This is a genomic window from Actinoalloteichus caeruleus (genome assembly GCF_049311605.1).
Lineage (GTDB): Bacteria > Actinomycetota > Actinomycetes > Mycobacteriales > Pseudonocardiaceae > Actinoalloteichus_B > Actinoalloteichus_B caeruleus.
In genome coordinates this window covers 3,245,576-3,258,854 of sequence record NZ_CP186005.1, presented here as the reverse complement: position 1 = coordinate 3,258,854, position 13,279 = coordinate 3,245,576, and the positions used below count along the sequence as shown (strand labels likewise).

The following is a 13,279-nucleotide window of genomic DNA, read 5'->3' as shown; positions in this document are numbered from 1 at the left end:
GATCACGATGGATTTCGTGGAACTTCACCAACTGCGGTATGTGGTCGCCGTCGCCGAGACGAACAACTTCACTCGGGCCGCCGAGCGGTGCCTGGTCGTCCAGTCCGCGCTCAGCCACCAGATCGCCCGCCTCGAACGGGAACTCGGCGCCCGCCTCTTCGACCGCACCAGCCGACGCGTGCGCCTGACACCCGCCGGCGCGGCGTTCCTCCCCCTGGCCCGCCAGTGCCTCGACGCCGCGGAACGGGCCGCCGCCGAGGTCGCCGCGGCGGTCGGCCAGGTGCGGGGGCGCCTCACCGTCGGGGTGATCCCCACCGTCGCCGCGGTCGACATCCCAGCCGCCCTGCGGGCCTTCCGCCAGCGGTACCCCCACGTGCGGGTCGCCCTGCGGGTCGGGCCCAGCGAACACCTCGTCGACCAGGTCAGGAACGGCGAGATCGAGATCGGGTTCCTCGGGCTGCCGGTGACGTCCCGACCAGAGGGCGTCAGGGCGCGGCGACTGGCCCAGGACCGGTTGGTGGCGGTGGTCGCGCCCACCCACCCCCTGGCCCACGAGGCCGAGGTGGACCTGGCCCGACTGGGCGCCGAACCGTTCGTGGACCTCCCCGGGGGGACGGCGGGACGAGCGCAGTCCGACCAGGCGTTCGCCGCCGCCGGTGTCCACCGCGAGGTCGCCTTCGAGGTGACCACGGTGGACGTCATGATGGTGCGCCTGGTCCGCCAGAACCTCTGCGTGGCGCTGCTGCCCTCCCGCTACGCCCCCCACCTGTCGGGGGTGGTCCCGGTCCCGGTCCGGGACGCTCCCACTCGGGTGGAGCACCTCATCTGGAACCAGGGGACCCTGACGCCGGCGGCGACGGCGTTCCTCGCGGAACTCGACATCACCTTCGACGGCGGGCGCGACTAGGCGCGGGCGCGTGCGTTCCGGCGCCAGCCCACCGTGCGCCACCCCTCGTTGGTGAGCCCACGGTGGTTCAGCTGGTCAGGGGTCCCGGGAGCTCAAGGACACCACCCGCCCCGCTGCCGAACTCACCCGGTCGACGCGCTCGGGGCACACGTCCCCAACCACTGCTCGGCACCGTACTCCTCGTACCGCTCCACCTCGGTGAACCCCAGCCGCAGCGCCAAGCGCCTGGCGCGGTCGTTGGCGGTCCGGGTGCGCAGCACCACCTGCTCGCCGGGCAGCGCGGCGGCGAACCAGGCGAGGACCGCCGCGCACGCCTCGGTGGCGTAGCCCCGCCCCCACACCTCGGGGAGGAACAGGTAACCGAGTTCGACCTTCCCGGTGATCGGGCGGACCTGGCCCCCGTGCTCGGCGTCCCGCCGGTCGAGCGTGACGACACCGATCATCGTCCCGCCCAGTTCGACCACGAAGGAACCGGGTCGCCGCCCGGGCACCTCGGGCACCGCGCGTTCGAGTTCGGCGTGCGGGCGGGACCCGCCGATGTGCGTACCCACCTCGGGCGAGGCGAAGAGCTCGACGAACCTCGCGCGGTCCCGGGCCTCGGACTCGCGGAGCACGAGCCGATCGGTCCTGATCGGGGCGGGCGGCCAGGTGACGGGTCCGAGCTCAGTCATCAGGTCACCCCAGAGACCGGGGCCGGCCAGGATCCCGGCGGCTGCCGCGTCGCCCGACCGGCCCTGGCCGCTCCGGGTGAGACCGGAACCACCCGCGACGGGCACGGGTGCCAGGGCCACCCGGGACCTCTGGCTCCACGTGACGGCAGCACCTGCTGGGGGGTGGCCGGTCACTCCGTGACCAGCAGGCAGGCGTAGCCGAAGGTGTCCAGATCGTCGGCGTGCACGCCGCGCAGCCAGTAGTTGACTCGTTGCCCGGTACCCACCAGCGCGGGCTCGAACACGTTGTCGTCGCTGCCCGGCGGTCCCCAGTGGTCCCCGCCGGTCACCCGCGAGGTCGTGCGCGTCTCGTCCACGGTGAAGATGTCGGTGGCGTAGGCGTTGTCCCGGTCGAAGTCCACCAGGGAATCCACCATGCTCACCGAACACCACGCCAGGAACGGGCTGATGAACCCGATGTCGAGGGTCACGCTGGCCGAGCCACCGAGGCCCGGGGAGGGAGGGAGATCGGCAGCATCCCGTCCCAGGCGCCCACCGCGGCCTTCCCCCGGAACTCCTCGTCGGTCATGTCGGCTGGTGCCGTTGAACGCTGCCCAGCGGACCCGGTGCGTGTTCCGGGGAGTACCGAGAAGGTGAAGGGGTCGTGTCCTCGTCGGCCGCGACCGCGCCGGTCTGGATCGGGTCGACGTCGGAGGCACCGCAGCGGGGGCGGTCCATGAGCTTCACCGTCGCCGCGTGCCGGTGATGGGGGGTGAGCCCGGAGAACCGTTGGAAGCACGGCAACGCGGCCGAGGTGTGCGGGCAGAGCAGCTCGTCGGCGCAGGGGTGGTCGGCGAGCTAGCCGGAGCGGCGCAGGGAACCCGTTGCCCGGGCGCCCGGGAGGGCGCGGTCACCCTTGCCGACGAGTGTCGCCTCCGTATCACTCCGCGGTGGTCGGGGGCTCGGTCAGGAAGGGGCGCACCTCCAACCACTCGTGGATCGGTTCGCCACCCGCCCCCGGAGCCGCCGACAGCTCGCCGGCCAGTTCCAGTGCCCGTTCGTAGGTGTCGACATCGATCACCATCCACCCGGCGATCACGTCCTTGGTCTCGGCGAACGGGCCGTGGGTGACTGGTGGGCGCCCCGGCCCGTCGTAGCGGACGAAGGTGCCCTCGGGGGAGAGCGCCTGGGCGTCGACGAACTCGCCAGTGCTCCTGAGCCGATCGGCGAAGTCGTTCATGTACTGGACGTGAGCCTCGACCTCCTCCGGCGCCCACTGGGCCATGGGCACGTCGTTGACCGAGGCCGGTGCCCCTCGGTAGTGCTTGAGCAGCAGGTACTTGGCCATCGGGGTCTCCTTGTCGTGTTCCTCGCGGGGGCACGGAGTGTGGGCGTGCTCTCGGCCTCCCTGTCTACACCGCCGCACCGACGCCCCCGGTCGTCGATGCTCGGTCGGCGACCGGGGGATCGCGTCCACCGGATCAGCACCCTGGCACCCGGCGTCCGGGTCTCGGAACCGCGAGCCACGGGATAGTCGCCCCTCGGCGCGCGAGGGCACCCCCACAACCCGCTTACCGCACATAAGCGCGATTATGCGCGGTAAGCGTCACGCGCTGACCTGCACACGGTATTTCGTATCGTTTGGTTGGTGACTACGAAACGAAACCAACGGAAAGGCGGGGGAAGAGTAGGGGCTCAGCGAAGGGGGCGGGGCGGTCGTCCCCGCGCGAGGACAACCCCCAAGTCCGCGCCGCTCCGCCGGGTTCAGGGGCGCGGGTGCCTCGACGGTGACGTCGTGAACCCCGCGCCCCTGGGTCGAGGGGCGCCTGAGCGGGGTGGAACAGGGATCTTCGCCGGCGTAGCCACACCGGGCTGTTCCGTCACGGTGACGTAAGAACGGCCGGCGGGTTCCCCCCGCCCTGACCACGGATTCGCCCCGAGCGGTGGGGCAGCGGCAACGGTGCCCGTGCGCCGCACACCGAGCGGGCCTGTCCCCTGCCATCCCGCCGGCCCTGGCCCAGGCGGACCTGGGCAGACGGTGGACCACCACGGGGTATGCGGGACGTTCTCCCGAGGAACCCCGGGGCGCCGGTCCTGGGCGCGACGGCCGCGCGCCTCACCCGAACCGGCGAGGGGCGCACCGGGAGCCGGTGGGCAGCCGAACAGCGTCCAGACCCGGGAAGGCGCGGGACCGTCGGCCTCACGCGGACGGTCCTCGGTCGCGGCGGCGTCCCCGAGGGGACCACGGTGAGGACTGGGACTGGACGGCAGCGGATCGGCGGGGAACCGCGCTCACGGCATCGCGCACGCCCCGCGCGGCCGACGGGTCAACCCCACCACGAGAGGACCGGCTCCTGGTCGCACCGCATGGCCCAGGGGACCCGCCGGAAACGACCGGCGCCGGCCGCCGGTGACGTGCCGTCCCCTGGGACGGCCACGGTCGGGCACCGACGGCCGCCGCGCGCCGGTCCGGGAAGCGTGAGCAGTCGAGGTGGCCAGGCGGAGAGGCCGCTCCAAGCCTGGTCGAGGGCCCTCACGGCCGATGAGCCGAAACCGGCTGTGGGTGTGCCCATCCGGTGCCGCCCAGGGCGGAGGGCCACGGCCGTCGGGGACCCGGCTTCCCCGCGCGCCGGCGGCCGTTCGTCTGGCTTGCCCCGCCGGCCGGCGCACCCCGCCGCCCCGGCCCACGTCTCCCACGGTCCACGGCGACAGCGGGGCTCCCGACCGGGCGGGCGGAACGCTGAGCTACCGGTCCCGGGCGTGCCGCCCCGCGGCGTACCGCGTGGGCGGTCAGCGACTGGTGTACCCGGCGTCGGCGTGGATCACCGACCCGGTGACGTAGGAGGAGAGGTCGGAGGCCAGCCAGAGACTGGCCTGCGCCACCTCACGAGGTTGGCCGAAACGGCCCAGCAGGCTCAGCTGGGGTGCGTACTGCTCCTCGGTGAGGCCGAGCTGTTCCAGCGCGCCCCGCAGCATCGGGGTGTCGATCGCTCCCGGGGCGACCGCGTTCACCCGGATTCCGTGTGCGCCGTTCTCCAGGGCCGCCGTCTTGGTGAGGCCGTTGACGCCGTGCTTCGCGGCCACGTAGGCGGGGTTGTGGGGTTGGGGGCGGAAGCCGCTGACCGAGGAGATGTTGACGATGGAACCGCCCTCGCCCTGGCGGAGGAGCTGGCGGAGCTCCCACTTCATCGACAACGCGGTGCCCTTGAGGTCGACCGCCAGCACCCGGTCCCAGTACTGCTCGTCGAAGTCGGAGACAGGCTGGTCGTCGGGGGCCACGGCGGCGTTGTTCACGGCGACGTCCAGCCTCCCGTACCGCTCGACGGTCGCGGCGACCAGCGCCTGGACCTGGTCGCTGACGGCGACGTTGACCTGGTGGAACAGGGCACTGCCGCCCTCGGACTCGATGTCGGCGGCGACGGCCCTGCCCCGTTCCTCGTTCAGGTCGGCGACCACCACCCGGGCCCCGGCCTCGGCGAACAGCTTGGCGGTGGCCTCGCCCATGCCCATGGCCGCGCCGGTCACGATCGCGACCTTGCCTTCGAGAATGGGGAACGTCATCGGTGGTGTTCCTTCCGTCGTGGGTGCGTCCCGCACGCCGTCAACCCGGCTGACGGGTCGGTGTCGTCCGGTCGCAGCCAGTATCGGCACCGCACCGGGTTCCGCGCTGGACGGCGCGCGGGGTCGTTCTCCCTCAATCCGAGGTGGAGGCGATCCGCACGTCCTGGGTGTCGTGGTCGGAGAGGAACGACGCCAGCGCGCGGCCTTCCTCGACCACCGCGTCGCGGTCGATCGTGGACAGGGGCGACAACGGCGTGACGACCACGGTCGCGGAGTCGACGGTCCACGTCGCGCGGACGCGCCCGTCGACCAGGACGACGCGGGCTCCCTCGACGGACAGGCGGCGGTGGGCGGTGTCGATGATCCGGGTCCGGTCGTGGTAGCCCAGGATCGCGTTGTCGAAGGCGGGGAGGAACCGGACCGGGGCGGGCGTGTCGGGGTCCGGGCGGGGCGCGTCGGGCAGGTCGAGCAGTTCGCGGCCCCGTGCGTCCCGGAAGGAGACCAGTTCCTCGCGGATCGAGGCGACCGCCGCGGGCAGACCGGTCAGGCCGCACCAGGCCCGCAGGTCGGCCGAGGCCGCCGGCCCGAACGCGGCGAGGTACCGGCGGAGCAGCGCCGCGCCGACCGCGTCGGGCTCCCCCTCGGCGGGTGACTCGGCGGGCTCCCGGCCCAACCAGGAGGCGAGCGGGCGGTACCGTGCTCCGGCCCTCGTTCGCCACAGCCCGCGGGGCGGTATCTGCACCGTGGGGATGAGGGCGGCGACCAGCATCTCCCCCAGTGGTCGTGGGCCGACCCCGGGCCAGCCGTCGGCCACCGCGCGCGCCAGCTCCGACATCGACCGGGGCTCGCCGTCCGCCAGCACCGCGCGACCCGCCGCGGCGAGCGCGTCGAGGTCCACCCCGGTCAGCGCGTCGCGGTAGACACCCAGCACTCGTTGGCGCAGCATCCCGTCGTGGCGGCTGCGCCAGGCCAGCGCGTCCTCGGCGGTGAGAAGGTGGACGGTCCGGCGCATCAGGTGCGCCCGCACCACCCGGCGGCCGGTCAACGGCTCCGAGAGCGCGTCCGGGCGGAAGGCGCGGAGCCGCGACCAGAGCCCGACGAACGGTTCCTGCGGTTCCTGTGCCTGGAGCCCGCCCAGGTGGGCGACGGCGTCGAGGACCGGGAGGTGCGCGCGGTCGAGCAGGAGTTGCCTGGCCAGTGTCGCGCGATTGAGCGCCCGGGTGTCGAGGACGGTCGTCGGGCTCATGGGGCGGCGTTCTCCTCGAGGTGCGGTGGGTGCGGTGGGTGCGCGGGGGAGGCGGCGGTGTCGTGCGCGACCGGGGCGGGGCGTGGAAAGGGGGTGGGAGCGGGCCCGGCCGCGACCGGGGTCGTCGTGCTGGGGAGCGGACCGACGCGGGCTGGGGCGGTGCCCGGAAGGGGACCGGGCACCGCCCCCGTCCGGTCAGCTCGAGGTCTGCCCGTCCAGCGTCTCCCGCAGGATGTCGGCGTGTCCGGCGTGCTGGGCGGTCTCGATGATCACGTGCGCCACCACCCGTCGGATGCTGTGCACCGTGCCGGGCTGGTGCCAGGGTGCCTCGGGCAGGGGGTGGGCGGTCGAGAGGTCGGGCACGCCGTTGATGATCTCCTCCGTGCGGGCGGCGACCTGCTCGTAGCGGGTGAGGATGCCGGCGAGGGTGTCCTGCGGCGACCACTGGAAGTCGTTCTGGTGGTCGATCATCCACTGGGGGAACTCACGTGCGGTGCCGGCGGCCACGTCGTCCCAGGTGACGCCCTCGGGCAGCTCGTAGCGCAGGGCAGACGGGCCGTGGAGCACGAAGTTCATCCACTCCTCCTCCGCGCTGGTCACGTGCTTGACGATTCCGCCCAGGCACAGCGCGCTGGCGGTGGGCCGTTCGGCGAGCTGCTGGTCGCTGAGCCCCTGGACGGTCGTGATCAGGGCGGCGCGGGCGGCGGCGAGCGCGTCGAGCAGGTCGGCCCGCTCGGTGTCGAGAGCGGCGGCGGGGGTGGTGGACACGGGGTCTCCGTCCTCGTGGTGGGTGTCGTTGACTGGCACGTCGCCCACGATGGCACCGGAAGAGGACAGGGTGTGTCCGCTTCTTCGGGCATGCTGGAAACCATGCCGACAACCTCGGCGAGGCTGCTGTCGTTGCTCTCGCTGCTCCAGACGCGTCGGGACTGGCCGGGTCCGGCGTTGGCCGAACGGCTGGGTGTCAGCCCGCGCACCGTGCGCCGGGACGTCGACCGCCTCCGGGAACTCGGCTATCCCATCGGCGCGGTGAAGGGGCCCGACGGGGGCTACCGGCTCGGGGCGGGCAGTGAGCTGCCGCCGTTGCTGTTCGACGACGAGCAGGCGGTCGCGTTGGCCATCGCGCTCCAGATCGCCACCGTGACGGGGGCGGGTATCGAGGAGGCCTCGGCGCGGGCGCTCACCACGGTGCGGCAGGTGCTGCCGGCCCGGTTGCGCCGTCGCATCGACACCTTCCCGTTCACCTCGGTGGAGCCACCGGCGCGGACGGGCGGCCGTGTCGCCAGCGCCGTGCTCGTGGCGCTCGGCGCCGCCGTCCACGCCAGGGAGGTGCTCCGGTTCGACTACGCCAGCCCGGTGGACCAGGGGGAGGGCGGCGTGGGCGGACCGCCTCGGCGGGTGGAGCCCCACCACCTGGTCGCCTGGGGTGGGCGCTGGTACCTGGTGGCCTGGGATCTGGATCGCGGGGACTGGCGGACCTTCCGCGCCGACCGGATCACCCCGCGCACCCCGACGGGGCCTCGATTCACCCCCAGGCCGTTACCGGGAGGTGGGGTGTCCGCCTTCGTGACCAGCCGGTTCCTCGGGGCGGGCGAGTCCGGTGACTGGCCCTGTCGTGGTGAGGTGATCCTCGATCTTCCCGCGTCGGCGGTGACCCGCCACTCGTGGGACGGGGTGGTGGAGGCCGTCGGCCCGGACCGCTGTCGCCTGGTCCTGGGTTCGTGGTCCTGGACGCGGCTGGCCGCCGAGATCGGTTCCTTCGACGTCGACCTGGAGATCGTCGGGCCGCGTGAGTTGCGGGAGGCTTTCGCGCGTCTGGCCCGCCGCTACTCGGCGGCGGTGTCGGCCTCCGGGGAGTGATCCGAGGGCCGAGGGCCAGGGCTGTGGTCGGGTTCGTCGCCCGGCGCCCCGGAAGGCCCGTGCCGGCATCCGACCTCGGTGTGGTCGTCGTGGTCCGGTGGGACGCCGTGTCCGTGGGGTGAGCGCGCCCGAGGTGGCTGTGGTGGCGTCACGGGTCCCCTCCGCGCACACCAATTTTTGCCATACCGGCAACAGGAGTTGGCGACATCGCGTCTCGGTCGGCACTCTCGTGTCGGAGAGGAGGTCCTGAGATGACCGAGAGGGAGAACGGTGCCCCGCAGGAAGATCGGCGCGCGGGGCCCCGGTGGGACGTCGTCGTCATCGGCGGCGGGCCGGCGGGGCTGAGCGGCGCGCTGACCCTGGCCAGGGCGCGGCGTTCGGTGCTGGTGATCGACGACGGTCGGCCGCGCAACGCGCCGGCGGCCCACGCCCACAACTACCTGACCCGCGACGGCGCGGCACCGACTGAACTGCTGGACAGCGGTCGCGCCGAGGTCGCCTCCTACGGCGGGGAGTTCCTGACCGGGACCGTCGTGTCCGCCACCCGGGGCGGCGGCGGGGAGTTCCAGCTCACGACGGCGGACGGGACGGTGGTGGACAGCCGGCGGTTGCTGGTGGCCACCGGCCTGGTCGACGAACTGCCCCCGGTGCCCGGTCTTCGGGAGCGGTGGGGCCGGGAGGTGCTGCACTGCCCGTACTGCCACGGCTGGGAGGTGCGGGACCAGCGCATCGGGGTGCTGGCCACCGGACCGATGGCGGTGCACGCGGCGCTGCTCTGGCGGCAGTGGAGCACCGACGTCACGCTGTTCGAGCACACCTGGGCCGGACCGACCCCCGAGGAGGCCGAGCAGCTCGCCGCACGTGGTGTCACCCGGGTGCGGGGAGAGGTCACCGGGGTGCGGCTGGAGGAGGACCGACTGGCCGGGGTCACCCTGGGTGGCGGCCGCCAGGTGGACTGCCAGGCGCTGGTGGTGTCGCCGCGTTTCGCGGCCCGCGCCGAGGTGCTCAGCGCTCTCGGACTGACCGCCGCCGACCAGGAGATGCGGGGCCACTCCATCGGAGCGCACGTACCGGCGGACCCCACGGGCGCCACCACCGTGCCGGGGGTGTGGGTGGCCGGCAACGTGACGAGCCTGGCCGACCAGATCGTCGGAGCCGCCGCCTCGGGCGTCCGCGCGGGGGCCCTGATCAACACCGACCTGGTCACCGAGGACACCGCCGAGGCCGTGCGGGCCTACGGCGGGTTCACCCCCCGCCGGGAACAGGAGGTCACCGACCGGGTCGTGGGTGGCGCGCGGCACGGCCTGTGACCCGGTGCCCGCGTCCCCGTTCCTGGGCCGCGCCCCGGCGCCGGCGTCCCGGGACCAGCCCGCCCGCCCCAGCCCACCGACGGGCTCCCCGGACGGGGCCGACGGCGGGAGACACGACGTCACCACCACCGCGACGAGGAGTCGACCATGTCCACTGCCGCCAGCCAGGACGAACAGTTCTGGAACGACCTCTACGACCGCTCGGACCGGATCTGGAGCGGCAGACCCAACGCCGCACTCGTGCGGGAGACCACTGACCTGAGCCCCGGACACGCCCTGGACCTGGGGTGCGGTGAGGGAGGGGACGCCGTCTGGCTGGCCAGCCGGGGTTGGCGGGTCACCGCCACCGACATCTCCCGGGTGGCATTGGCCCGAACCCGGCGACACGCCGACGAGGCCGGCGTCGGCCACCTCGTCGACGACGAACACCACGACCTCGCGGTGTCCTTCCCCGCCGGGGAGTTCGACCTCGTCTCCGCGCAGTTCCTCCAGTCACCGAGGGAACTGCCCCGGGAACGGGTCCTGCGCAGGGCGGCGGCCGCGGTGCGACCGGGCGGGACGCTGCTGGTCGTCGGGCACGCCGCCGGCCCGTCCTGGGCCACGGGCGAGCACCAGGAGGTGAGGTTCCCGAGCGCGCGGGAGGTCCTGGACAGCCTGGCGCTGGCGGATCAGGAGTGGGAGGAGCTGCGCTGCGAGGAGTGGACCCGCGCCCAGGACGGCCCGGACGGCCAGCCCGGTGCCATGACCGACAGCATCGTCCGGGTCCGGCGGCGCCAGCGGTGACCAGGAGGTGGACAGCGTCGTCCGCCTCCCGCCGGTTTCCCCGCCGCCCTCGGTGCGCCTGGCCCCCGGAACTGGGTGGACACTGCTGCTACCGTGGCCGGGAGCAGTGTTCCCAGCAGGGGGAGACCGAACGTGGTGAGTGACGACGACATCTCCGGGTGAGCCCGGATGTGCCCTGGCCGCCGGCATCAGCGTGTGACGCCGCCGGGGCCGCCGTCGTCCCTTCCTCCTCCCGTTCCCGTCCCGCGCGTGCGGGGCCGGACGGTCCGAGCACCGCGAGGTATCCCATGTCCGATGCCGCCATCACCTGTTCCGACCTGTCCTTCGCCTGGCCCGACGGCACCACGGTCCTCCAGGGCCTGTCCTGCGCCCTCGGGGCCGGCCGCACCGGCCTGGTCGCACCCAACGGCGCCGGCAAGAGCACCCTCCTCCGCCTGATCGCCGGCGAGCAGCAGCCCACCGGGGGAAGCGTCACCACACGCGGCGTCGTCGGGTACCTCCCGCAGACGCTCCCGCTGTCCAGTGACCTGAGCGTCGCCGAGGTGCTGGGAGTGGCGCCACGGCTGGCCGCGCTCGCCGCGATCGAGGCCGGCGACACCCGCGAGGAGCTGTTCGACACCATCGGCGACGACTGGGACGTCCAGGACCGCACCCGCACCGAGCTGGACCGGCTCGGACTCCACGACGTCCGTCCCGAACACCGGCTGGGCACGCTCAGCGGGGGGCAGATCGTCTCCCTCGGCCTGGCGGCCCGGCTGCTGGCCCGCCCCGACGTCCTGCTGCTCGACGAACCCACCAACAACCTCGACCTGGCCGCCCGCCGCCGGCTGTCCGAGGTGCTCGCATCCTGGCAGGGATGCCTGGTCGTCGTCAGCCACGACCGGACGCTGCTGGACCAGATGGACCGCATCGCCGAACTGGACCGGGGTCGGCTCCGCTTCCACGGAGGGAACTTCACCTCCTACGAACAGGCTGTCCGCGCCGAACGGGAGACCGCCGAACGCGCCGTCCGCAGCGCCGAGCAGGAGGTCCGCCGGGAGAAGCGGGAGATGCAACAGGCCAGGGAGCGGGCCGAGCGGCGGGCCAGTACCGCGGCACGCAACCTGGGCAACGCGGGCCTGCCGAGGATCGTCGCGGGCGGGTTGAAGCGCGGCGCGCAGGAGTCGGCGGGCCGTGCCAGGGAGACCCACGCCGCCAGGGTGGCCGAGGCGAGGACGCGGTTGGAGGAGGCTGAACGCGCCGTCCGGGACGACCAGCGGATCTCCCTCGACCTGCCCGCGACGCACCTGCCCGCCGGGCGGACGGTGTTCCTCGGGCAGGGACTCCGGGTGCGGCGTGGTGACCGTGACCTCTTCGGTGGCGACGGGGTCGACCTGGCCATCCGAGGCCCCGAACGGATCGCGCTGACCGGTGCCAACGCCTCGGGGAAGTCCACCCTGCTCCGTCTCGTCTCCGGCGAGTGGCGGCCGGACGAGGGGACGACCCGTCGGGTGGAGGGGCGGATCGCCGCGCTGTCGCAACGACTGGACCTGCTCGATCCCGACCGGACGGTGGCGGAGAACCTCGCCGCCTTCGCACCCGAGCTGCCGCCGTCGCGGCGGATGCACCTGCTCGCCCGGTTCCTGTTCCGGGACGGACGCGCCCAGCTACCGGTGGGCGCGCTCTCCGGTGGGGAGCGGCTCCGCGCCACGTTGGCCTGCGTCCTGTTCGCCGAGCCCGCTCCCCAGTTGCTGCTGCTCGACGAACCCACCAACAACCTGGACCTGGTCAGCGTCGGCCAGTTGGAGAGCGCGCTGAACGCCTACCAGGGTGCGTTCGTCGTGGTCAGCCACGACGAACGGTTCCTCTCGGCGATCGGGGTCCAGCGTTGGCTGCGGTTGTCCGAGGGACGGCTGGTGGAGGATTCCCGGCCCGGTGAGACCGTCCGGCCGTCGCGGCCCCCAGCAGGGAGATGACCTGACCGTCACCGGCCCGGTTCCACGCCGCCCCCGGGGCGCGAGGGCGGCGCACCGGGGGCGGTCCCGGCCGAGGGGGTGGCCTGGCGTGGTGCGCTCTCGGCGCGCGGCGGCGCGTGCCGCCGGGTCAGGGCCACTCCCACCAGCACGACCACCATCCCGAGCACGACGCGGACGTCCACCACCTCGGAGAGCACCACCGCCCCCAGGGACACCGAGACCACCGGGAGGAGGTACCCGACACTGGCCGTGGTCGTGGCGCCGACGTCCCCGATGAGCCGGAAGTTCAGGTAGAAGGTGAGCCCCGTGCTCAGCACGCCCAGTGCCACCACCGCGGCCCAGCCCGTCGCGGTCACCGACGGCGGGGACGCGGGCAGGCCGTCCACCAGCAGCAGGGGGATGCTCAGCCCGGTGGCCGCGAGGAGCTGCGCCGCCGAGAGGGCCAGCGGGCCCGAGCCGGTGCCGGTGAGGTGGCGGGCCATGTAGGTGAAGGCGACCGCGTAGCTGATCGCCGCGCCGAGCAGGGCGATCGCGCCGAGGCCGATGTCCACCGGTTGCCGCCACGGGGCGAGCAGCACCACCGTTCCCGCGAAACCGACGAGCAGGCCCGTCAGCCGCAGGGGGTGGGGGCGGCGTTCCATCCCCAGGACCAGTCCGAGCAGCAGGGACCACAACGGGGTCGTGGCGTTCACCACCCCGGCCGTCCCCGAATCCACGGTCCGCTGGCCCACGGCGATCAGCAGGAAGGGCACCGCGTTGCACCACAACGCCGCGACCGTGACCCGACCCCAGGTGGCCAGGTCGCGGGGCAGCCGTTGCCGGGCCAGCCCGGCCAGGAGCAGGAGCACCACCGCGCCCAACGCGCTGCGCAGCGTGGCGATCAAGGGTGGGGTCATGCCGCCCGCCAACGCCAGGTCGACCCAGAGGAACGCGGAACCCCACAGCAGGGCGAGCACGACCATCCGCCCCGCCACGCCCCTGGTTTCGCCCAGCACCGCCGACCTCCT

Annotated in this window: 12 protein-coding genes; 5 read left to right on the top strand and 7 right to left on the bottom strand. The window is 73.6% G+C overall.

Translation table 11 applies throughout. The annotated features are described in order from the left end of the window. Positions 1-16 precede the first annotated feature (16 nt). Complete coding sequence (locus ACOJVX_RS13235; protein ID WP_418155695.1) at positions 17-907, top strand: LysR family transcriptional regulator; 891 nt, start codon at positions 17-19, stop codon at positions 905-907. A gap of 122 nt (positions 908-1,029) precedes the next feature. Here ACOJVX_RS13235 and ACOJVX_RS13230 read toward each other — a convergent pair whose 3' ends face one another. The 6 genes from ACOJVX_RS13230 to ACOJVX_RS13205 form a co-directional block, all read right to left on the bottom strand. Then, complete coding sequence (locus ACOJVX_RS13230) at positions 1,030-1,578, bottom strand: GNAT family N-acetyltransferase (RefSeq protein ID WP_026418049.1); 549 nt, start codon at positions 1,576-1,578, stop codon at positions 1,030-1,032. Positions 1,579-1,748: 170 nt separating this feature from the next. Beyond that, on the bottom strand, positions 1,749-2,048 hold the full coding sequence (locus tag ACOJVX_RS13225) for a hypothetical protein (RefSeq protein WP_418155696.1): 300 nt from the start codon (positions 2,046-2,048) through the stop codon (positions 1,749-1,751). Between the two features lie 449 nt (positions 2,049-2,497). Continuing rightward, positions 2,498-2,905, bottom strand: coding sequence for a YciI family protein (locus ACOJVX_RS13220; RefSeq protein ID WP_026418047.1), 408 nt, complete (start codon positions 2,903-2,905; stop codon positions 2,498-2,500). A gap of 1,442 nt (positions 2,906-4,347) precedes the next feature. Beyond that, on the bottom strand, positions 4,348-5,118 hold the full coding sequence (locus ACOJVX_RS13215; RefSeq protein WP_026418046.1) for an SDR family NAD(P)-dependent oxidoreductase: 771 nt from the start codon (positions 5,116-5,118) through the stop codon (positions 4,348-4,350). A 133-nt stretch (positions 5,119-5,251) separates the two neighbouring features. Then, complete coding sequence (locus ACOJVX_RS13210) at positions 5,252-6,364, bottom strand: winged helix DNA-binding domain-containing protein (protein ID WP_418155697.1); 1,113 nt, start codon at positions 6,362-6,364, stop codon at positions 5,252-5,254. Between the two features lie 195 nt (positions 6,365-6,559). Continuing rightward, positions 6,560-7,171 (bottom strand): DinB family protein, encoded by a 612-nt coding sequence (locus ACOJVX_RS13205; RefSeq protein WP_372492946.1) that lies wholly within the window; start codon positions 7,169-7,171, stop codon positions 6,560-6,562. A 63-nt stretch (positions 7,172-7,234) separates the two neighbouring features. On the opposite strand from ACOJVX_RS13205, the gene ACOJVX_RS13200 reads away from it, so the two are divergent. From ACOJVX_RS13200 to ACOJVX_RS13185, 4 genes are all read left to right on the top strand, one after another. Continuing rightward, a complete protein-coding gene (locus ACOJVX_RS13200) occupies positions 7,235-8,224 on the top strand; it encodes a WYL domain-containing protein (RefSeq protein WP_026418043.1) in 990 nt (329 codons plus the stop codon). Between the two features lie 251 nt (positions 8,225-8,475). Beyond that, positions 8,476-9,534, top strand: a complete 1,059-nt coding sequence (locus ACOJVX_RS13195; protein ID WP_418155698.1) for an NAD(P)/FAD-dependent oxidoreductase — start codon at positions 8,476-8,478, stop codon at positions 9,532-9,534. Positions 9,535-9,681: 147 nt separating this feature from the next. Beyond that, positions 9,682-10,317, top strand: coding sequence for a class I SAM-dependent methyltransferase (locus ACOJVX_RS13190; RefSeq protein WP_026418041.1), 636 nt, complete (start codon positions 9,682-9,684; stop codon positions 10,315-10,317). A 287-nt stretch (positions 10,318-10,604) separates the two neighbouring features. Next, positions 10,605-12,272 carry an ABC-F family ATP-binding cassette domain-containing protein gene (locus ACOJVX_RS13185; protein ID WP_422646786.1) on the top strand — a complete coding sequence of 556 codons (1,668 nt, stop codon included), beginning with the start codon at positions 10,605-10,607 and terminating at the stop codon, positions 12,270-12,272. An 8-nt stretch (positions 12,273-12,280) separates the two neighbouring features. Here ACOJVX_RS13185 and ACOJVX_RS13180 read toward each other — a convergent pair whose 3' ends face one another. After that, positions 12,281-13,234 (bottom strand): DMT family transporter, encoded by a 954-nt coding sequence (locus ACOJVX_RS13180; RefSeq protein ID WP_081893659.1) that lies wholly within the window; start codon positions 13,232-13,234, stop codon positions 12,281-12,283. Positions 13,235-13,279: the final 45 nt, after the last annotated feature.

Coding starts and splice junctions, on each gene's coding strand:
- ACOJVX_RS13230 (WP_026418049.1), bottom strand. CDS start 1,578: ATGACTGAGCTCGGACCCGTCACCTGGCCGCCCGCCCCGATCAGGACC.
- ACOJVX_RS13210 (WP_418155697.1), bottom strand. CDS start 6,364: ATGAGCCCGACGACCGTCCTCGACACCCGGGCGCTCAATCGCGCGACA.
- ACOJVX_RS13190 (WP_026418041.1), top strand. CDS start 9,682: ATGTCCACTGCCGCCAGCCAGGACGAACAGTTCTGGAACGACCTCTAC.
- ACOJVX_RS13220 (WP_026418047.1), bottom strand. CDS start 2,905: ATGGCCAAGTACCTGCTGCTCAAGCACTACCGAGGGGCACCGGCCTCG.
- ACOJVX_RS13195 (WP_418155698.1), top strand. CDS start 8,476: ATGACCGAGAGGGAGAACGGTGCCCCGCAGGAAGATCGGCGCGCGGGG.
- ACOJVX_RS13200 (WP_026418043.1), top strand. CDS start 7,235: ATGCCGACAACCTCGGCGAGGCTGCTGTCGTTGCTCTCGCTGCTCCAG.
- ACOJVX_RS13215 (WP_026418046.1), bottom strand. CDS start 5,118: ATGACGTTCCCCATTCTCGAAGGCAAGGTCGCGATCGTGACCGGCGCG.
- ACOJVX_RS13185 (WP_422646786.1), top strand. CDS start 10,605: ATGTCCGATGCCGCCATCACCTGTTCCGACCTGTCCTTCGCCTGGCCC.
- ACOJVX_RS13180 (WP_081893659.1), bottom strand. CDS start 13,234: ATGGTCGTGCTCGCCCTGCTGTGGGGTTCCGCGTTCCTCTGGGTCGAC.